General features: G+C 40.9%; 26 protein-coding genes. 6 read left to right on the top strand and 20 right to left on the bottom strand.

Features of this window, described 5'->3' with window-relative positions; all coding sequences use genetic code 11:
- The first annotated feature begins 1 nt into the window (after position 1).
- A complete protein-coding gene (locus tag MKZ10_RS06665; protein ID WP_342509027.1) occupies positions 2-436 on the top strand; it encodes a GNAT family N-acetyltransferase in 435 nt (144 codons plus the stop codon).
- A 283-nt stretch (positions 437-719) separates the two neighbouring features.
- On the opposite strand, the gene MKZ10_RS06660 is transcribed toward MKZ10_RS06665, so the two are convergent.
- The 7 genes from MKZ10_RS06660 to MKZ10_RS06630 form a co-directional block, all read right to left on the bottom strand.
- Entirely contained in the window at positions 720-1034 is a 315-nt protein-coding gene (locus tag MKZ10_RS06660; protein WP_342509025.1) for a hypothetical protein, read from the bottom strand.
- A gap of 86 nt (positions 1035-1120) precedes the next feature.
- Positions 1121-1375: a stage VI sporulation protein F gene (locus MKZ10_RS06655; protein ID WP_203246025.1), complete on the bottom strand. Its 255-nt coding sequence runs from the start codon at positions 1373-1375 to the stop codon at positions 1121-1123.
- A 16-nt stretch (positions 1376-1391) separates the two neighbouring features.
- Positions 1392-1538 (bottom strand): YjcZ family sporulation protein, encoded by a 147-nt coding sequence (locus MKZ10_RS06650; protein WP_203246024.1) that lies wholly within the window; start codon positions 1536-1538, stop codon positions 1392-1394.
- 67 nt (positions 1539-1605) lie between these two features.
- Entirely contained in the window at positions 1606-1968 is a 363-nt protein-coding gene (spoVAE, locus tag MKZ10_RS06645; RefSeq protein WP_342509021.1) for a stage V sporulation protein AE, read from the bottom strand.
- A gap of 9 nt (positions 1969-1977) precedes the next feature.
- Positions 1978-2979, bottom strand: coding sequence for a stage V sporulation protein AD (locus MKZ10_RS06640; RefSeq protein ID WP_342509018.1), 1002 nt, complete (start codon positions 2977-2979; stop codon positions 1978-1980).
- Positions 2973-3428: a stage V sporulation protein AC gene (spoVAC, locus tag MKZ10_RS06635; protein ID WP_342509016.1), complete on the bottom strand. Its 456-nt coding sequence runs from the start codon at positions 3426-3428 to the stop codon at positions 2973-2975. The genes MKZ10_RS06640 and spoVAC overlap by 7 nt, the downstream gene beginning before the upstream one ends.
- Complete coding sequence (locus tag MKZ10_RS06630) at positions 3428-3874, bottom strand: hypothetical protein (protein ID WP_342509014.1); 447 nt, start codon at positions 3872-3874, stop codon at positions 3428-3430. Before MKZ10_RS06630 ends, spoVAC begins: the two co-directional genes overlap by 1 nt.
- Before the next feature lie 75 nt (positions 3875-3949).
- Between MKZ10_RS06630 and MKZ10_RS06625 the strand changes: the two genes are divergently transcribed.
- Positions 3950-4510, top strand: a complete 561-nt coding sequence (locus MKZ10_RS06625) for a CotY/CotZ family spore coat protein (protein ID WP_342509012.1) — start codon at positions 3950-3952, stop codon at positions 4508-4510.
- A 142-nt stretch (positions 4511-4652) separates the two neighbouring features.
- Here the strand turns inward: MKZ10_RS06625 and MKZ10_RS06620 are convergent, their stop codons facing one another.
- Positions 4653-5060: a hypothetical protein gene (locus MKZ10_RS06620; RefSeq protein ID WP_342509010.1), complete on the bottom strand. Its 408-nt coding sequence runs from the start codon at positions 5058-5060 to the stop codon at positions 4653-4655.
- A 98-nt stretch (positions 5061-5158) separates the two neighbouring features.
- Positions 5159-6532 (bottom strand): magnesium transporter, encoded by a 1374-nt coding sequence (mgtE, locus tag MKZ10_RS06615; RefSeq protein ID WP_342509008.1) that lies wholly within the window; start codon positions 6530-6532, stop codon positions 5159-5161.
- A gap of 84 nt (positions 6533-6616) precedes the next feature.
- Between mgtE and prpE the strand changes: the two genes are divergently transcribed.
- Positions 6617-7357: a bis(5'-nucleosyl)-tetraphosphatase PrpE gene (gene prpE / locus MKZ10_RS06610; protein ID WP_342510068.1), complete on the top strand. Its 741-nt coding sequence runs from the start codon at positions 6617-6619 to the stop codon at positions 7355-7357.
- Here the strand turns inward: prpE and MKZ10_RS06605 are convergent.
- From MKZ10_RS06605 to MKZ10_RS06590, 4 genes are read right to left on the bottom strand one after another with little or no spacing between them, the layout of a single operon-like run.
- A complete protein-coding gene (locus MKZ10_RS06605) occupies positions 7341-8252 on the bottom strand; it encodes an RluA family pseudouridine synthase (RefSeq protein ID WP_342509006.1) in 912 nt (303 codons plus the stop codon). The two genes, prpE and MKZ10_RS06605, sit on opposite strands and share 17 nt — an antisense overlap.
- A gap of 1 nt (position 8253) precedes the next feature.
- Positions 8254-9054: an NAD kinase gene (locus MKZ10_RS06600; protein ID WP_342509004.1), complete on the bottom strand. Its 801-nt coding sequence runs from the start codon at positions 9052-9054 to the stop codon at positions 8254-8256.
- 5 nt (positions 9055-9059) lie between these two features.
- A complete protein-coding gene (locus MKZ10_RS06595) occupies positions 9060-9722 on the bottom strand; it encodes a GTP pyrophosphokinase family protein (RefSeq protein ID WP_342509002.1) in 663 nt (220 codons plus the stop codon).
- Between the two features lie 18 nt (positions 9723-9740).
- Positions 9741-10124: a hypothetical protein gene (locus MKZ10_RS06590; RefSeq protein WP_342510066.1), complete on the bottom strand. Its 384-nt coding sequence runs from the start codon at positions 10122-10124 to the stop codon at positions 9741-9743.
- Positions 10125-10284: 160 nt separating this feature from the next.
- Between MKZ10_RS06590 and MKZ10_RS06585 the strand changes: the two genes are divergently transcribed.
- From MKZ10_RS06585 to MKZ10_RS06575, 3 genes are all read left to right on the top strand, one after another.
- Positions 10285-10965 (top strand): lytic transglycosylase domain-containing protein, encoded by a 681-nt coding sequence (locus MKZ10_RS06585; protein ID WP_342509000.1) that lies wholly within the window; start codon positions 10285-10287, stop codon positions 10963-10965.
- Positions 10966-11069: 104 nt separating this feature from the next.
- On the top strand, positions 11070-11462 hold the full coding sequence (locus tag MKZ10_RS06580) for a globin (protein ID WP_342508998.1): 393 nt from the start codon (positions 11070-11072) through the stop codon (positions 11460-11462).
- A complete protein-coding gene (locus MKZ10_RS06575; RefSeq protein WP_342508996.1) occupies positions 11459-12265 on the top strand; it encodes a DsbA family protein in 807 nt (268 codons plus the stop codon). Before MKZ10_RS06580 ends, MKZ10_RS06575 begins: the two co-directional genes overlap by 4 nt.
- 332 nt (positions 12266-12597) lie before the next feature.
- Here the strand turns inward: MKZ10_RS06575 and MKZ10_RS06570 are convergent, their stop codons facing one another.
- The 7 genes from MKZ10_RS06570 to MKZ10_RS06540 form a co-directional block, all read right to left on the bottom strand.
- Positions 12598-13473: a nuclease-related domain-containing protein gene (locus tag MKZ10_RS06570; RefSeq protein WP_342508994.1), complete on the bottom strand. Its 876-nt coding sequence runs from the start codon at positions 13471-13473 to the stop codon at positions 12598-12600.
- 559 nt (positions 13474-14032) lie between these two features.
- Positions 14033-15853 carry an oligoendopeptidase F gene (gene pepF, locus MKZ10_RS06565; RefSeq protein ID WP_342508992.1) on the bottom strand — a complete coding sequence of 607 codons (1821 nt, stop codon included), beginning with the start codon at positions 15851-15853 and terminating at the stop codon, positions 14033-14035.
- A 51-nt stretch (positions 15854-15904) separates the two neighbouring features.
- Positions 15905-17101, bottom strand: coding sequence for a competence protein CoiA family protein (locus tag MKZ10_RS06560; protein ID WP_342508990.1), 1197 nt, complete (start codon positions 17099-17101; stop codon positions 15905-15907).
- A 41-nt stretch (positions 17102-17142) separates the two neighbouring features.
- The gene (gene mecA, locus MKZ10_RS06555; protein WP_342508988.1) at positions 17143-17805 is read right to left on the bottom strand and encodes an adaptor protein MecA; all 663 of its coding nucleotides are present in this window, start codon (positions 17803-17805) and stop codon (positions 17143-17145) included.
- Positions 17806-17938: 133 nt separating this feature from the next.
- Positions 17939-18187: a hypothetical protein gene (locus MKZ10_RS06550; protein WP_342508986.1), complete on the bottom strand. Its 249-nt coding sequence runs from the start codon at positions 18185-18187 to the stop codon at positions 17939-17941.
- 259 nt (positions 18188-18446) lie between these two features.
- On the bottom strand, positions 18447-18842 hold the full coding sequence (gene spxA / locus MKZ10_RS06545; protein WP_203246566.1) for a transcriptional regulator SpxA: 396 nt from the start codon (positions 18840-18842) through the stop codon (positions 18447-18449).
- 408 nt (positions 18843-19250) lie between these two features.
- Complete coding sequence (locus tag MKZ10_RS06540; RefSeq protein ID WP_342508984.1) at positions 19251-20459, bottom strand: putative glycoside hydrolase; 1209 nt, start codon at positions 20457-20459, stop codon at positions 19251-19253.
- Positions 20460-20463: the final 4 nt, after the last annotated feature.

Below are 20463 nucleotides of genomic sequence, written 5' to 3'. Positions count from 1 at the left end.
ATTGGTTACAGTAAGAATTGTGACTTCTGACCTTGAGCGGGAAGATGCATTTTCTGTCAGAAGAAAAGTTTTTGTAGAAGAACAAGGCGTTCCACTCAATCTTGAACTAGACGATTTCGACAAAGATGCCGTCCATTTCGTCGTCTATTCCATGACGACAGCCATCGGCGCAGGTCGTTTGCGTGAAACAAACGCAGGTATTGGTAAAGTCGAACGTATCTGTATTTTGGAAGAATATCGAGGACAGCACTTAGGCAATCTCATTATGAATGCACTTGAAAAGCATGCAAAAGAAACCGGGATGCATAAAATTATTTTAAATGCCCAAACCTACGCAGTTCCTTTCTACGAAAAGCTAGGATATGTCATCACCTCACCTGAATTTATGGATGCAGACATCCCACATCGTGCAATGGAAAAGATTATTATCGAATAAAAAAAGGTTCGCCATGCTTTTTTACAAGCAGTGCGAACCTTTTTGATATTATTTAATCTTGAATCAAGATAAAGCCTCCGGCGGATGTCACGGATTTTTAAGGGAGTTAATGATGGCAGTCTAAGTTCGCGACGTCCTAATCATGTGCCTTAATTTCTGCAAAAGCACAGAAATACGGCAAATCAAACCCTTCGCCGTTCGATTCGAAACGACTGCATGATCTACATCCTGTAGGTCTCAAGATCGAAAAAATCCGGACGCAATTACGCCGTGACGTAATTGATTAAACGTACGCATTTACAGATAGTCCTTTTCCGACTGCCTGTGAAATTGCGGGTGATAGATTGGCAGGATTCGGGTAGATAAAACCCTTAGATGCTAAAGGAGGTGCGGAAACACGAGCGCTCGCCATTTCCTTTTCCTCCTTCTCCTCTTGCTCCTGATCCTGCTGAAATGCTTCATGTGAATCCTCGGAAAACTTGAAATCGAATTTGATCTTGCCTACACGATTGATATGTGCAAAATTATACGAGTCTGCATTCATCCGATTTGCATATTGCTGAGATTGAATTGGTTGAATTGGTAATAGGTAGCCCATTGTCTACACCCCTTTCCTAATAGTTTCTAATTCTATTACTAGTATACCCAGTTAGCCGATTTTTAAACCATTTATCTCTTATTCTTTTATTGTCTGCCAATCATATTTTGGATATCTTGTATATTAACAGATTTACCATCCTTGATGATTGACCGAACGAGCTCATCTTCCGTATGCTGAGGTACTTCGCGCTTTGCCAGCTTGCCAACCTTTTGAATAATTTTCCTCACTTGCCGCTCATCATTGAAATCTGCGAATTGGATTGCATTGGCCAGGGCGAATACTTCGTCCATCGGGACACCCGTTTTTGATTCGATTTTCCGGAAAAATGAATCATTCATCTATAATCCTCCCCTCCTATAAGAAACTTTTGCCCACGATAATGAGCAAGATGAAGAGAACAACAATTAGAACAAATGTCGAACCGCCATAGTTATAGCCTCTTCCTCCATCGAATCCACCGCATCCGTATCCGCCATAATAAGGATTGTATCCTCCATACATGAAAAACCCCTCCTTCCCTTCCACATATCCTATGCGGAGAAGAAAGAAAGGATTGGGGAAAATGTCCCTACATTTTTCCCTTTGCTTTAAAAATGAAAGCAGCTATAAAGCCAAATAAAATAGCTGCGCTAATTCCTGAGCTTGTCACTTCAAACATACCCGTCAACACACCGATGAAACCATGCTTTTCTGCTTCTGCCATGGCACCATGTGTCAACGAATTACCAAAAGAAGTAATTGGTATCGTTGCACCAGCACCTGCAAAATCAATTAGTGGTTCATAGAGTCCAAAACCATCTAACACGGATCCTACGACGACTAATATACATAATGTATGAGCTGGAGTCAGTTTCGCTACATCAAATAAGAGCTGTCCAACGACACAAATTAATCCACCCACAATAAACGATGTTATAAAAATTGAAATCATTATACCCACTCATTTCATCGTTAATTCAACTGCATGCGCTATGCATGGAATCGTATCACCTTGTTGGAACGACATGGGCGACAACAGCGCACCCGTCGCAATAAGCAAAACGCGCTTATACTCACCCGCCACCATTTTTCCAATAATTTCGGTGAAATAAATCGCAGCAGAACAACCTGCCCCACTCGCTCCAGATAAAAATGTCGGATCATTACTATAAAATTCCGCACCCGCATCTCGAAACTTGTCCGTCACCTCTACTCCTTTATTACCTAATAATTGTTTATACAATTCAAATCCTGTCTTGCCAAGGTCACCTGTCATAATACAATCATAGTCACTTGCTTTCATACCATGCCCTGTAAGATGGCGTGTGACTGTATCCGCCGCTGCTGGCGCCATTGCCGCTCCCATATTTAGTGGATCTGTCATACCAAGATCCGTGACACATCCGATGGTCGCACATTTAATAGAAGGAACTCCTTTTTTATAGGGGGTGACAGCCGCCATTCCTGCCGCTGTCACTGTCCATTGTGCTGTTTCACCCTTTTGCGCACCATACTCGACAGGATAGCGAAATTGTCGCTCAATCGCATTGTGCTGACTTGCTGCCCCTGCAATCGCACAGTTCGACATGCCTGCTTCCGTCAACAATGCCGCCATCAGCAAAGAAGACACCGATGTCGCACATGCTGAAAACAAACCGATGTACGGGATGCCCAACGTAGAGGCACTAAAATTGGAGGGGGTCATTTGATTCACAAGATCACCGATCAATAAAAAATTAGCATCACTTGGTATAAGATCTATTTTACTCAACGCAATCATGCAGGCGTCTTCAATCATTTTGGCATGAGCATGTTCATTCGTCTTTAAACCGCAGCGTTCATCGTCATACACTTTATCAAATTGATGAACAAAAGGACTTTTCCTTTCCAATGGTCCAGCTGTCACACCCGTTGCGACAATGGATGGAGTCGTCTTAAATGTCAGTAACCCGCGCGCTACCATGATACGACACCAAACTTAACAAGAATTGTTTTCACTAGCGCAACGGCAAATGCGGAAAACACACCAAAAAGAATGACTGATCCCGCCAGCTTGAACATATTCCCTCCGACTCCAAGTACATAGCCCTCGGACTTATGCTCAATAGCCGCAGAAATGACCGCGTTACCGAATCCCGTAATAGGCACTGCACTCCCCGCCCCACCAAATTGACCAATTTTCTTATAGTAACCAAAACCAGTTAAAAGCATGGCGAAAAATACCATCGTCGCGACAGTTGGATTACTCGCAGTCCGTTCTGTAAAATCAAAAAACACCATATAAAAAAGAGCAACAAATTGACCAATCAAGCAGATTGTTCCGCCTGTCAAAAAAGCAAATATGACATTGCGTAGCAAAGGTGTTTTCGGTGACATTTGTTGTTCTAATTGTGCATATTTTTTTTCATCCATTACGTCTCTTCCTTTAACAATAGTTTTAGCTTATCGATTTTTTCAGTCAATTCTTTTTTTTGACCTGATTTTATAAGCTTATTGGCTTCCAACCATATTTTTCCATCTGCCGATACGGTAATGTCTAACTCCGGGTATTCTTTTTCTAATTGCTTTTTTAACTCTTTTTCAATCTTTTCTTTTTTGAACCTTGAAAATGTTTTAAGCGTAACTCCCATCAATAGATTATTTTCATGAAATACGGTGACGGCCCCTGTAAGATGTGGATCGGTCTTAAATACTTGTTCAGCCTTTGTGGGGTCCTCACTCGAATCATTATGAATCCGAATTCCATTTTCTGAACAACCAGCTAGCAGAGTAAGTACAATAATCATTAGGCCAAGTTTCCGGATATGCGTCCCTCCATTTTTTTTATAGTATGCCTTTTTCATCTGAACTTTATTCATAACCGGTTCGTCCGCCCTAACATGGCGGACTCTAGCGCATAAAGTATAAAGAATTGAGAGAAGGAGGTGGAATTAATGGGATGTGGAAGAAATGAAGATGTGGCGGATATTCGCCGCCATGATAACTGTATTTGCGAGGTCGTCCGTGCGATTCGACGAATACAGGATATTCGAGATGACATAGATTGTGACGATTGCAGAACTGATTGTTTCTTAACCCCGCTTGGTAGCCTTGTTAGTCCTTCACGACAACGGGCAAATACACGGGTATTCATGCTAATGAATGATGACGGTGATCCTTTCAAAGCAATGTTCAATCAAAGAAGAAGACGCCGTGATAACGACAGAAATCTATCGAACGAACAAGGGAATGAAAAAGATTGTAATAGCTGCTTCTCAGTCTTCTTTAGAGTACAAAATGTATTTGACAACTGCTGTGCAACATTACAAGTTCTCGAGCCACGCGATCGTCACGGCAGAAGAGTCAACTTATTTAAACATGGCAAACTTGATTTTGATGCAATTTGTGAAGTTGAACGCTTTGAGGCGACTGGTTCATGTGTCACAGTCGACTTAAAATGCTTCTGTGCCATTCAATGTGTCAAAGACGTTTTCATTGATTGTGACGAAGACTGATTATACTAAAGCTATGAATGATTGACTAACCTGCGATGCCCAGCCTGCCCTTTCGGTTCTTATCGATTGGGCAGGCGTTTTGTTTCACATAATTTTGAACACTAAAAAAGCAGCACGGATGCATCCGCCCTGCTGATAACATTTAGTCCTCGACAAAAGGATCACCGCGCCAAAGGATTTCTTCGATTTTAGCCATTTCCACAGACACTAATTCACTCGCGTCCTCCCCGATGCCTATCAAAACCGTCTCACCTTCAATTTTTTCAATAGAGCCCGTTAACGTCTCATCATCTAATACAAACTGTAGTGGCCGGTAAACCTGTCGCGAAAATGGTGACCCTAAATACATAATCTTTTTCACTAAAGAAGGTTCCGCCACTTTTACAGCTGTCGGCTGCTCTTGTTCTATTTCAATTTCCACTTCACTACTCACCATTTCAGGTTCTTCTCCACTTAAACTAAAAACCGACGTGCTCTCCTCTTGTCTCTTTACCACTTTAATATAGACAGGTGGTCCCTGAACAAATAATAACGGCTCATTGTTCAACACAATTGGCACATCCTTTTTTTCTATAGTATATGCGCCCATAATATAGGTGTTCATTAGAAATTTTTATTCAAAGAAAAGAAAAAATGTTCACCAGCAATTTACAATTCGCTGATGAACATCGTTGCAAGACCAAGGTAGATAATGACACTGATAATATCATTCAATGTCGTGATAAAAGGACCAGAAGCAACCGCAGGGTCAATTTTCAACTTATGCATGACCAGTGGGATGAATGAGCCAGATATCGTTGCGACAAAAATGGATACAAAAATCGCTACCCCCACTAGTAGACCAATTAAGAATTCATGCTTCCAAATATAAATGAGTCCAACAACAAATAATGCACAGGCTCCTCCTGTCATAAGCCCTGTTCCTGCTTCGCGTAGCAGTAGCTTAAATTTGCTCTCATCCTCGACATCTCCCGTCGCAATACCACGTACTGCAACTGCTAGTGCTTGCGTTCCACTATTCCCAGCAGTCCCCGCAATGAGGGGAATAAATGCTGCAAGAAGTGCCACTTTTGAAATTGTTTCTGTAAACAAATCGATTAAATTTGCAGTAAGCATTCCAAGCACAAGTAGAATAATGAGCCATGGCAATCTTTTCTTCATTGCCGAGAATGAATTTTTGTCAAAAGTATCCATATTAGAAACCCCGGCGAATTTAGCGTAATCATCCGAAGCCTCTTCATCAAGAACATCGATAATATCATCGACTGTAATAATCCCTAGTATATGTTGCTGAAAATCAACAACTGGCACAGCTAGGAAATTATAATCCTTAATCGTCCGCGCGACGTCTTCCTGATCATCTGACACAAGTGCACTCACAACACGTTCGCTCATAATCGAACTGATTAGTGTATCTTCGTGCGCAATAATTAAATCACGGAGTGACACAACGCCAGTCAAGCGATTATCATCATCCACGACAAATACATAATAGATCGTTTCCGCTTTTGGAGCTTCATTGCGTAAAATCGTCATTGCAGAACGAACAGTAGAGTTTTGAGGAACAGTGACATATTCCGTTGTCATGATGGAACCCGCTGTATACTCCTCATAATGGAGGAGCGCTCTAATTTCTGTGGCCGCCACTTTGTCCATTAATGTTAAATAACTAACTGTTTGCGATTTATCGAGTTCCTTCAGGACATCTACCGCGTTATCCACAAACATGTAGGAAATCATGTCTGCAGCATACGTCGTGTCCATCTCCTGAAGGAACTGTTTGTATTCATCCTCATCGATTTCACTTGTCTCAAAAATTTCTGCAAGTTCTTTCGGAGATAAATATTGGTACATCGTCTTCCGAAGATCGACCCCAACTTTCTCATAGAAAATCGCACGGTCGTAAGGGTGTAGGAGAAGATACTCAGCTCGGAAGGCTTGTATATCTTCGTTAACAAGCGTTTCCAACAATTTCTCTTCGTTCAAAATTACCTCTTCTTTGTATTCTTCATGTGCGTTCATAGCTACACCTTCCTTTCCAGTGTACATTCCCCTAAATAGGGTATTATAATAGCATATCTTTCATACTAAAGGGTGGGATAAATGATGAAATTTGATATTATTGGAGATATTCATGGCTGTTTTGATGAACTCATTACTTTGATTGAAAAACTGGGCTATTTAATGGACAGCGGTATTCCCGTTCATTCAGACGGTAGACAGCTAGCATTTGTCGGGGATGCAATGGACAGGGGACCCGACTCAATCAAGACTTTGCAGCTATTATTCGATATGCAAGATGCACATCCCCTCCATTATTCCCCGGGAAATCATTGCAATAAGCTGTATAGATTTGCGAAGGGCAATCATGTGCAAGTGACACATGGACTTGAGACGACAGTAGCTGAAATTAACACATTATCCAAAGAACAGCGCAAGCAATTCCTCAACAGATACCGCCAGTTTTATGAAGCATTACCCTTATATCAAAGCCTGGACGACAGTAAACTAATTATTGCACATGCAGGTATTCCCGAACGACTAATAGGTGTTCCTTACTCAGAAAAAGTACGTGTTTTTGTTCAATACGGCGATATTACAGGGGAAACATTACCGAATGGTAAACCAGTAAGACGCGATTGGGCAAAGCAATACAATGGACGGGCTTGTATCGTTTATGGCCACACACCTGTCAGGGAAGCCCGTCATTTACAGCACACCGTTAACGTCGACACAGGATGTGTTTTTGGCGGCAAGCTTACCGCCTTACGCTACCCAGAAATGGACATTGTATCTGTGCCATCACAGCAACAATTCATGCCTGAAAAATTCACAGACTTCTACTAATTTCTTGCATATCCATTGGCAAATCACTTGTAAATTGTATATCAGCCCCTGTCAGTGGATGTGCGAAACGAAGTATCGCACAATGTAACGCCTGACGTCCTATCCACTTCTTTGTGCCGCCGTATAAATCATCGCCAGCGAGTGGATAGCCTGCCCATTGTAAATGCACACGAATTTGGTGCGTTCTCCCTGTATGTAACATTAACGCTACAGTTGTCAGTTCATGTCCATCTTTTTCGAAATGACGCTGCACTTCTACGTCTGTCCGAGCGAATTGTCCATCCTCGCACACCATTCGTTCAATAATACTGCCATCTTTTCTACCAATGGGTTGTTCAATCGTGAATCTTTTTTCCTGCACCCGACCTTCCACAATCGCGACATATTGACGATGAAAACCGGATGCTATCATCTGTTCACTAAGAAGATGATGAATATGCCGGTTCTTTGCGATGCAAATTAAGCCCGATGTATCTTTGTCCAAACGCGTCACGACGTGCACTGTTGCAGGTAAATCGTCATGAACAAATTTGCCAGCGACTAGATTCGCCACCGTTCCCCCTGGATGATCGCGAGAAGGTATCGTACTTTGCCCTGCTGGTTTATTCAAAACAAGCAACGCTTCATCCTCATAAATAATATCAAGCACACCATTTTCCGGCTGCAATCCCTCACTTGGCTGCTCCGGCGGGAAAATAACTACTACTTCATCTCCAACCTGCAACCGATGCCTGACATTTTGCTCGATACCATTGACCGTTAGTTGACCACCTTCATATTTCGTCGCCGTCAACGTCCTTTTTGAAATTCCTTTCGAATGAAGAAATTCCCGTAGTAAAATCCCTTCTTCATCCACTAGAAATACGAGACGAAAACGCAAATCTTTCACTATCATGTTAAATATCACTGTCGATGAAGGAATCATGCACCCGTTTCCAAAATGGGAAAGGACGGAATCGGGCAAAGCGCACTCTTTCCTGCGCAACGACATATTCAACCGATTTGACATCTTTATGAAGGAGCTGTAAATGATCGATTGTCAACATGAAATCGGGTCCTTTAACAGGCGTTAACACACATTTATGATGGTTGGGTAACACAAGTGGCGCGCCAACCGTTCGGAAAACACGATTATTGATGGATGCCATTTCCGCCAGTTGCATCGCTGGCAACGAAGGATGGATGATTGCCCCTCCCAACGCCTTATTATATGCTGTCGATCCAGATGGTGTAGACATACATAGACCATCTCCCCTAAAGCGTTCGAAATGTTCGCCATTCAGTTCAACATCTACGACAAGCGTTACTTCAGATGATTTAATCGTTGACTCATTCAACGCCAAATAGGTAGCGCTTTTTTCCAAATTACGGTAATTGATTGTTACTTCCAGCAGCGGATATTCGATGACTTCATATTCAGTACGAGCAATCGAAATGACCAGTTTCTCCATTTCTTCCGGCTTCCAGTCCGCATAAAACCCTAAATGCCCCGTATGAATTCCGACAAAAGCCGTATCCTGCAAACGATGCTGATACTTATGAAATGCATGCAGTAATGTTCCATCGCCGCCGATAGACAGCACAATTTCAGGTTCATCCTCATCAAATACAAGTCCAAAATCAGTCAAATAACCTTTCGCCTCTTCCATCAGACGATTCGATAGCTGATCATTGCGTGATTGGATTGCGAATTTCATAGTTGTCACCTCTTTCTTCGATCCTTTTCGTCATAACTTCCAGTTTCCTTAAAGGCGCTGAAATACTGTTGTGCATCTTGAATCTCATCACGAATTTGCGACATTTCTTCATCCAATTGAAAGGCTGCTTCCGCCGCCCTTTCAAGGCGTAAACGAATTTCATTCGGCATTTCCCCTTCATATTTATAATTCAAGGAGTGCTCGATAGAGGCCCAGAAATTCATTGCCAATGTGCGGATTTGGATTTCTGCCAAAATTGTTTTCTCTCCATGAATCGTCTGAACAGGATATTTAATAATCATATGGTAGGACCGATAGCCGCTTGGTTTTTTATTTGAAATATAATCGCGTTCCTCAACGATTTCAAGGTCTTTTCGTTGGCGTAACGCTTCGACAACGGTGCCAATATCATCTACAAACTGGCACATCATGCGAAGCCCCGCAATATCGGGCAATTCCGTCGCAAGCTCGTCCGAAGGCTCAAAAGGGATTCCTTTTTCAAGTGTTCGATCATAAATACTTGCAAGTGGCTTCACGCGACCTGTCACAAATTCAACAGGTGTATGTACATCTTCCAAGTCATATTGGGCACGTAACCCTTTAAACTTTATCTTCAACTCATCTACTGCTTGTTTATAAGGTTCAAGAAATTGTTTCCATTGCCTCATCTGGACCCCTCCCAGCTGTTAGTCTACATCGCTAAGTATGTCATGGAATGCTTGTTCAACTGCTAAGGAAAATGCTTCCCCATAGTTATCATTTCCCTCAATATTATAAATAAGCATCGTCAGCTCATCTTTGAATCCAATAAGCGACACAGCCTGATCTTGCCATACTAACACTGGTTCCACATCCAACTTCAGCACTTCCACCATAAGTGGCCACACTGCCTGTGCAAAATGAAGTTGACGATAGCCTTCTTCGATTTCCAATAAATACACAAAAGATAAGTTTTCAGAATCTGTAATCATTTTACCCGACGGTATTCCTTGTGGTTCATCAGCCGTTGCGGCCAATAAAAAGCGGATTTCTTCTGCGTCACGGATTCCGCTGTCAATTTGAATTTGCATGCTCACAACTACGTCTTCCCTTCATATGTCATTACGTTCAGTTTACCATACAGAGCACGGCCTTGCAGTTTGAAATATGCGTTTTCTTTCGAGTATTGGTATACTGATTAGTAGAGTGCTATTTCGAAAATGACAGCCCTATTTGCAGAAAGGAAAGATCATGATGGATATACGTGCAATTCGTACATTAATGGAGATCAATGCCTTACAATCTTTTGGCTCTGTTCAATCGAGTGCAGAACAAGATTCTCCTACATCTCTATTTCAAATGATGTTAGAAGAATTAGGAGGACAATCATCTGTCACAGATTCCTTATCTTCCATTTCCTCATCGATGCTCAGCAATGCTAATCAGATAGAAAGCTTACGATATACAGGAAATAATCGTGTTTTTGAGCCCTCCACGCTTGCCGCAATACTTGGCTCAACACAACAGTCGGTGTCTCAAGCTAGTTCGATGAATACTAATCAATATAGCGATATCGTCAGGCAAGCAGCAGACAAATTTGGGCTACCTGAAAATTTAATCAACGCAGTTATTAGACAAGAATCGAATTTCAACAACAGTGTTGTCAGTCGCGCAGGTGCTGAAGGACTTATGCAACTAATGCCTGGCACAGCGAAGTTCCTCGGCATACAAGATAGTTTCGACCCCGTTCAAAATATTATGGGCGGAGCAAAATATTTAAAACAAATGCTTAATCAATTCGACGACAATATTGAATTAGCCCTTGCTGCCTACAATGCAGGTCCTGGAAATGTGAAGAAATATGATGGCATTCCACCTTTCAAGGAAACACAGCAATATGTCCAAAAAGTGCTAAATTACACGAAAGTTTAACAGGCTTGTTGCTATAGTGGGGATTAGCTCGGTACGATTTATTTGAGAAAATCACATCAGGTTGGTAGAATATCAGTACAGTCAGAGCAAAGGAGATTGACATAATGATGCGAAAACCTTTGATCCCTTATGAGGAGATCGGTGCTGAAAAGTTGTCGGAACTTATCGACTTATTTTACGCTAAAGTGGCTGTTCATCCAGATCTATACCCCATTTTTCCGGGTGACTGGGCAGAAACAGCACGTAAACAGAAACAATTTCAAACACAATATTTAGGTGGACCCAATTTATATACAGAAGAGCACGGTCATCCGATGATGAAAGCTCGTCATAATCCTTTTCCAATCACACCAGTACGAGCGGAAGCATGGCTTTCTTGCATGGCCCAAGCAATGGACGAAGTCGGACTTGAAGGGAAATTACGGGATATGTATTACAATCGCCTCGCCTTAACTGCGAACCATATGGTGAACAGAAGCGGGGAGGATTATCTGTGAACCGAGAAACATTAATGGAAAATTCGATGATCCCTTCTTCATGTACAAGACCCATCGAATTATATGTTTTCATTGATCCTTTGTGCGAGGATAGCTGGTCTCTTCAGCCTGTTCTACGCAAACTGCAACTTGATTATGATCGCTACTTCACGCTGCGAATTGCATTGCGTACTTCATTACCATCGATGAATCTACAATGTACAAAGAAACAAGAGGATGCCCTTGCTTGTAGCAAAGTCCATCCTACCTTCCCGAGCATTGCCGTGAAGGCAGCCGAATTCCAGGGTAAGCGTGCCGGAATGCGCTTCCTAGCCAAATTGTTTGAGTACTCTTTTTTAAAATCTCGAAATGTTTCCTCCTTTTCAGTACTCGTTGAAATTGCTGAAAAGTTAGAGCTCGACGTAGATGAGTTTATCCAAGACTTTTCTTCCAAAAATGTCTTACGCTCCTTACAGGTTGATTTGTATATGGCTAAAGAAATGGAAGTCGATCAACCTGCTACATTCGTTTTCTTTAATGGAAATATTGAAGATGAAGGATTAAAAGTAAGCGGCTTACACAGTTACGACGTGTACGAACAAATTTTAGAGGAGTTAATCGGCATGACGATTATGCCAGACATTCCCCCACCACTAGAAGACTTGTTCCGTCGATTCGACACGCTCACCACAAACGAAATTGCCGATATTTACAGTATGACTGAAAAGTCAGCCGAACGTGAACTCAAAAAACGCCTTCTTCAACAACACGTTGAACGACTTTCATTCCAAGACACTACACTTTGGCGTAAAAAGCAACCATAACAACTTATATGATCACCCCACTCCCCAAGGATTTGCCGGGGAATGGGGTGTTTTTTGTTCGGACTTCTGGTTTTCGCCATTGACATGACAGTTTTTTCATTTGCCGTGACAGTTCAGCCAAATGCCATTACAGTTTGGCGTCTCCATTACAGTTTCTTCATTTGTCATGACAGATCCGCCGATTGCCATTACAGTTTCCACTTTTCACATGACAGTTCGGCGTCTCCATTACAGTTTCTTCATTTGCCATGACAGTTCCACCGATTGCCATTACAGTTTTTAATTCGACAGTTAAAAGAGCCCTTCTTAGTATGAAAGACTCCCGCTACCTATTAAGGACGGTTTAATTTACTGCCTGAAATATAAAACGTCGCTGTCGATTGACCTTTTTTGATGAGATTAGATTTCGATATAATATATCGAGCTGCATTTCCATCTTTTAAATTCAAAAAACTTCGACATTCACTACTAGTCATCGAATTTTTAACAAGCATAAACCAATCCCGAATTCCATCGTTATAAGGATCTTCGGCTTTCTTTGAACAACGCTGACAATACCAGGTTTCTCTGTTTTTCTGTTGAAGTTGTCCATGACAATCGCGACACAACAGACCTTTTCGTAAATCATTGGGAGAAATATGATAATAGGAACATAAAGGAAACGGATTAAATTGCTGTTGTTCAGCATGGATCTGCTTTGCTAGTTCTTGAATTTGATTAACCGTAAGGATATTTTCAGCCGGTCTTAACTTTTGCAAATAAAAAGGAATTTGTTTTTTATAAATGATAGGAAAATCGTTTGGGGTATCTATCACTTTCGTGTTTGGATTTGCGAGAACGAGGAGACCAAGCGTTTTTAAATGAATTCCACGTTGTCGAAGCCATTCATCGAGATTCGACTTATTCGATTCAATTTGATAGACCGGACAATCGAGAACCACTTCGTCGCCGGTTTCAAGTATTTGCACAAGATGGGGAGGATTGGGTATAAATTGGACTGAATCCTTCAGATTTTTCACTTCGATAATAAGGATGTATTGCTCTGTAAGTATCAAAGTATCAATCTGAAATGTGAACTTTGGGGAATTACACAAATGGACATCCGTAAAAATTTTCATACTATGAGGGAATTGCGTTCGCTCAATATAAGAATCAACATTACATTCTCCTGAGTAGCCGGCACCAATTCGATAAAGTTGTTTTTGCAAATACTGGACTTTTCGATGATCAGGGGGAAGCCGGGCAATCAGACGGGGAATTCCTTGAAGTAAAATAGGCTTTTTCCTGTGGATAATAGTACTTATGAGATTCATCTCCTTTCCACGTTTATAAACTGATAATTCCATTTAATTATACAGAAAAGAATAGATATTGACAATAGCTGTAAGATTTATCTATGACAAAACACGAAATCCTACAAACAAAAAAGAGCATCCTACTCCTGGGGGGGAGTGAATGCTCTTTTACAAAGGGAATGGGAGAAATGTTCACGTTCAAACAAAAGGGGTGTATGTTTGGTATGTGATCTATTTCACATCCTTACTTTATCACAAAATAATAGTAACAGCAACTTTTCACAATACATTTCACATGAATGTCACATTTTAATTTTCCAGCAGAAGCAATCACTAATAGTTATAGAACAGGTATCATTACTATATAACAGATCATTCCGATTTCTTGGAAATGAATTTAATGTTATTACAGAATAACAAAAAGCCCCCTTCGTCCACTAAATTAGACAAAGAGGGTGATCACAAAAATGATTTATTTTTTCAGAAGAAGTGATTCTAGCTCATTCAATTTTTCTTCAAAGACGCGACAAGCCTCTTCAATTGGAGCAGCGCTTGTCATGTCGACACCCGCTTTTTTAAGCACTTCAATCGGATAATCCGAAGACCCTGCCTTCAAGAAGTTATTAATATAACGCTCAACTGCTGGTTCACCTTCTGTTAGTATTTGATTGCTAAGCGCTACTGCCGCACTATAACCTGTCGCATACTGATAGACATAATAATTATAGTAGAAGTGTGGGATCCGTGCCCATTCAAGACCAATTTCTTCATCGACAACTAGATCCTCACCAAAATATTTTTTATTGAGTGCGTAATACTCCTCTGTTAGCTTTTCAGCTGTCAAAGCAACACCTTGCTGTTCCAACTGATGAATCAAGTGCTCAAATTCAGCGAACATCGTTTGACGGAAGACCGTTCCACGGAACCCATCCAACCAATAGTTCAGAAGATAAATACGTTTTTGCTCATCGTCAATCGTTTTCAGTAAGTGATCATTCAAAATAGCCTCGTTCACTGTCGATGCAACTTCTGCTACGAAAATGGAATATCCGCTGTAAACGAATGGCTGGCTTTTACGTGAATAATAACTATGGACACTGTGCCCAAATTCATGTGCTAATGTAAACAAGTTGCTGACGTTATCCTGCCAGTTCATTAAAATATATGGGTTTGTACCGTAAGCGCCAGAAGAATAAGCACCTGAGCGCTTGCCTTTGTTTTCACGAACATCTACCCAACGATTATCCAATCCTTCTTGAACAATTGAAACATAGTCAGAACCAAGTGGATGGAAGCTGTCGAGCATCGTTTTTGCTGCCTCTTCGTAAGGAATTTCCATGTCCACATCTTTGACAAGTGGTGCATACATATCCCACATATGAAGTTCTTCAAGTCCGAACACTTTTTTACGCAATGCTACATAGCGCTGTAGCAAGTGCACATTTTTATTAATTGTCGATACAAGATTTTCATAAACCTGTTCTGGAATATGATTATTTGACATGGCTGCTTGACGTGCAGATGAGTAATTACGAATACTTGCATTGACATTATCACGCTTCACATTTCCCGACAATGTCGATGCAAACGTATTTTGAAATTCTCCATATTTTGAGTACGTCGCTTTAAAAGCATCCTCTCGAACACGAGCATCATCGCTTTCCAAAAATCGAATATAGCGACCATGTGATAATTCAACTTCTTCCCCATTTTCGTCTTTCACTGCCGGAAATGTTAAATCTGCATTATTCAACATGCTAAACGTTTCTGAAGATTTTCCAGTCACCTCAGATAGCTGTGCTAAAAGAGCCTCTTGCTCAGCTGGCAAAATATGCGGGCGCTGTGTATTAATTTCTTCGAACTCTTGCTTATAAAGGCGTAATCCTTCATGCGATTCAACTAGCTTGTCCAATTCGGCTTCATCCATCGCCAATAGCTCCGGTAGGAAGAAGGATAAGGCTGTGGACACTTTTACATACAAAGATTTCACACGGCTATCCATCGCTTGGTAGAAGCTGTTTGTCGTGTCTTGGTCAGACTTCAAATGGGCATACGTATAAAGACGGCGCAATCTCTCCGATAACGTATCACGGTAAGTGAGTGCAGCGTAGAGTGCTTCTGCTCCGTTATGCAGTGTACCTTTAAAATCCGCGGATTTATTAGAAAACTCCTCAACTTCAGTATAGGCTTTTTCCCATGCTTCATCCGATGCGAAAATATCCTCTAAACGCCAAGTTTCCTCCACCTTTACCTCATCACGCGTCAATACTTTGTTTTTCGTTTCTGCTGTCATCTCTATTCCCCCTTCTCCCGTTACTTCGGGAAGCGAATCAGTTCTATTTTCTCAATTTTCATACCGCTTTGCAAGTAATCTTTCTGACAATAGCCTAAAAATAATCATTTCATCAATAACCTGGTGATTTTGAAAGGACTCAATGCCTTCTGCAATTAGAAAATCGCGATATACTTGGCAGGCTTTTTCTTGCCCAATGGTTGGCACTTCCATTCTACGTACAAAACGGTGAATTTGACTGTTCGTCAACTCCTTAAAACTAATCCCTTTACGTCTCATAAAGTAAATGAGATTCAATTGCCACTCACAATCATGTTCACGAAATGACTCGCTATGAGCCACTGGTAACCCAACCCACTGCGGAAGATTCGTTGGATGCATACGCATTTCATAACACATTTTTAAAAAAGGGTCATTTACACCCCTTCTACTCAATAAAATACGAGATTGTAGAAATTCATTGCGCATTGCCAAATAGATGGATATATATTGCTCGAGTTCTTCTTTAGTTGGCGTTTTCGGCCGTGCAAAAGGAAATACTTGCTTGTCTACTGATAACGAACGGTGGATGCCAATATATCGTTTACCAGCAACATGGATAAGATTTGAAAAATAATGGAAGCGTTCTTTTTGGGGTTTATATGTGAGTAAGGTATAGCCTTCAGGATGTATGTGGGTAAAAAAACTTTCGTGGAACTTCGAAAAATGAAACAGGCCGACACCGTAAGCGATTCCAGTGAATTTTGTTGGGGTATGCAAAATCCATATCGGCTTCATGCCTATACTGCGATAACCATTAGATCTCGATTCCATTTCCGAAATAGGAATCGTACTACATTGAAACTCGATGGGCATCGTATCGGATTCTGTCATCACGAGAATGTCGGGACGCTGTGATAGCATACGCAAAAAGGGTTCGAGTTCAACATGCTTTGTTCGTTTCTTTAACAATAAATACAATTGTTGTTTTCCCATCAAATGTTCTGGAGTTTCACCTTCTGAAAAAGTAGTCGAACAAGCTGCGTCTTTTTTATGAGCAAAATGCGGAATGACGATGTCTCCAACCTTCAAGTTAACAGGCGCATTGCATTGTGGACATAAGAATGTTCGTGAATTTCGCCATTTCTTTAACTGATCCCTTTTTAGCTCTGGCGTTAAAATGAGTAATTCTCCATTTTTCAATTTCGCTGTTAGTATTGTAATCTCCTCCCTCCGCTCAATTTTACAAATATTCCAATTTAATTGCAAGAAAAAAACAGCTATCCTATACTTAGATAGCTGCCTTTTTGTTATTTAGTTCCAAAATAGTGTTGAATAGTTGTGAATACGTCTGAATCCATCACGACCTTACCGTATTCCTTAAGTCGATGGATCGTTAGATTGGATGGCATTCCAAATTCAGACACTACACTATATAAATCTGTTTTGCGTCCTTCATCCATCGTTTCATCCTCATACGCCACATGTAAGTAGTAGTGGTTATCATATGAATAGAGTGATGTGTTAACGTTATAACCATCCATTCGATCTACGAGTGGAATGATATCATCAAATTCTTGGAAGACAAATACATTGTCGAGCCATTCTAATGTACCACCATTCATATCCGGAATTGTTTCTTCCTCTTCACCGAATACTTCACCTTCATGCGGAAACATTTTTCTTGGATCGGCCATGCCAAAAGGTGATTCTATTGGTTCACCATCGTCGGACATTTGCGCCCGAGTCACTGTCACTTCAATTCCACCGCTCATAGCATGGACTTGAATCCAAAGTGGCCCCTCGATTTCGAACTCAGATTCATCATTGATTTCGTCCATCATTTCCCAAAAAAGTTCCTCACTTTTGTCGCGATTATACCAGACTTCCTCACGCGTAAAACCGCGTTCTTCAATATCGATATATGATAGAAAAAATTTAACTGTATTTTCGTTAATGCGCTCTATTTCCATTTTTTATTCTCTCCCTTCCTATCAATTACGCCTCTGCGTAATTGCGTTGGGATTTTGAATTGTGCTTATCTAAGTGCCTTAATTTCTGCAAAAAACGCAAAAATACGGCAAATCAAACCCTTTGCTGTTCGATTCACAATAAACTCTCCTCAAAATCCCTAACATCCGCCGGAGGCTTAACTTGAATCAGCAAAAGAATTTGCTGATTCAAGTTAAACAGGATCTGACCGTCCCCTTCAATCAATGTTTGTAAAAATCCTGCAATGCTTATACTTAATATATGACCATCCTGCCAAATTTGAAAGGGTTCTGCCTCAGGATGAATAATTTTGATAGTAATAGCATTGTAGAAAACATCCACCGGGAAAGCAAGAGAAATCAATTACGCCCCCAGCGTAATTGCGTCCGGATTTTTTTCGAGCGGGCTCAAAAGGCTCCCTTCAAAATCCGTGACATCTGCCGGAGGCTTGGGCCAACAGGATGTTGGTCATGCAGGCGTTGCCGCAGGACGTGGCGACCTTAGCCTGCGTTCCTCTTATATTCAGCAGATGTTTAAACATCTGCTGAATATAAATAAAAAAACTGACAGGTTTACGGCATTTTTCAATGTCAATTCCCATCAGCTTTACACTATTGTCAAATTAGTTTACCATGCGCCGCGCTTCAAGCAGCTGATAGGCTCTTACTTTTCTCGGTAGGAAACGACGAATCTCATCTTCATTATACCCTACTTGTAACCTTTTTTCATCAAGAATAATTGGTCTTCTCAATAAGCCAGGATGTTCTTGGATTAACTCGTATAGACGCTGTAGTGGTAAGCTTTCTACATCGACATTGAGTTTTTGGAAAATCTTCGAACGTGTTGAAATAATTTCGTCTGTACCGTCTTCAGTCATGCGAAGAATTTCTTTTATTTCGTCAATATTCAAAGGTTCCGAAAAAATATTTCGTTCTGTGTACGGAATATCATGTTCCTCCAACCATGCTTTAGCTTTTCTGCATGATGTACAGCTTGGAGATGTAAATAATGTAACCATCATATGCTGACACTTCCTTTCAGTTGGATCGAATGGTAAAAATTATATTTGTACAATTAAATTAGAATAATTTTAATGTGGTTATTACTAAAGCCTATTATACACATATTCATTACTGATGAATACACTTTTTGAAAAAAATTTACTAAACAACAGAGGTTTGTCACAATTTCTCAATAGTTAGTGGCTTTATCACGATTTTACTTCATGCTTATTTCGGCTCTATACTGTTATACCCAGCACACCGAACATTTAAACATCTGATTTGTCAAATAAAAACTTTTCTCATTTAGATGAATCCTAATTGAAAATTATTAGCTACCCTTCTCTTATATAATACGTTTCTCAATGGTCAAAGGTTTCATTTAAAATCGAAAAAGTCCAGAATCTTTCTCTGGACTTTCCTTTTTACGGTTTATAATTAACACCTTCCGAATAACGATTTCCTGCGTTCCACAATAAATACTCATCAATGCCGTTATCCTTCAACCCTTTAATCTGCGCCTCGACTTCTGCTTTTCCATATCTCAAAAAATTACCTTTTCCGAGCCATGGTGCGCTAAAGTCTTGAATCCACGGCCGTGACACTGGCGGATTATTGAGTTCAGCCAATTTTGTATTCTCGACCTTAGCATATTCAGACACTAATTTATATGGCTCAAGATCCGGTTTCGCGATACCAAAATAGGATGTCCAGTGACTCGGATAAATCATTGAGGAGATGACATCTACATTTTCGGAAATCTTCAAGAAGTTTTGACCAATCCCTGGAGCCTCTGGGAGCGTTGCTGCATAGCCGAATATATCTACAGATACTTCAACTCCATATGGCTTTAACTGCTCCCGTGCATAGGCTACGAAGTCCGTAATCGCTTCTACTCTTCGTTGGACCGGATCGAGATCTGATTCTTCATATGTTTCAAATGAATATTTCAATGTATCGTGCCGCTTTTCAAAACCCTCTGGAAAGCGCACATAATCGAACTGTATTTCTTGGAAGCCCATTTTGGCTACTTCGATGGCGATCGCGATGTTATGATCCCATACTTCCTTCATAAAGGGATTGACAAAGGATTCACCGCGTCCATTTTTCCATACTTCATCACCATCCACGAAAGACAGCTCAGGGCGTTTTTCTGCTAGCACACTATCTTTAAAGACAACAATACGCGCAATCGGATAAATTTCTTTTTCTTCAAGTGTTTTCAACATTGCCTGCGGATCTTTAATGTAAGGTTTGCCGATATCCAGCACTTTGAGTGGAGAATCATCAGCCGGTTTATATGTAATATTGCCATAATCATCTTTAATATCTATGACCATTGCATTGAGGTCTGTCGTATCAAGTAAATTCGTCAAATACGAAAAGCGCTCTCCACCTGCTGAGTGCCCTGTCACGTAAACGCCGCGTACTGCATCTGGATACGTAAAGGTTAGCCCAGAATCAAAGCGGAATAGCGCTGACGAGGCAATCAGTTGCTCATCAATTACTTCAAATCCATATGTACGTTGTGTAAAACCTTCTACCTGCTGCTGATTTTCTTCTGCGTAGGCCACCATTGGAATTGCCAATCCAGTAGCGAGAAGCATGACTGACATCCACTTAACTATTTTCATATTT

It is taken from the genome of Sporosarcina sp. FSL K6-2383 (assembly GCF_038618305.1).
In the GTDB taxonomy this organism is placed as follows: Bacteria; Bacillota; Bacilli; order Bacillales_A; family Planococcaceae; genus Sporosarcina.
The sequence above is the reverse complement of the archived record's forward strand: the minus strand, read 5'-3'. Positions and strand labels throughout refer to the sequence as shown.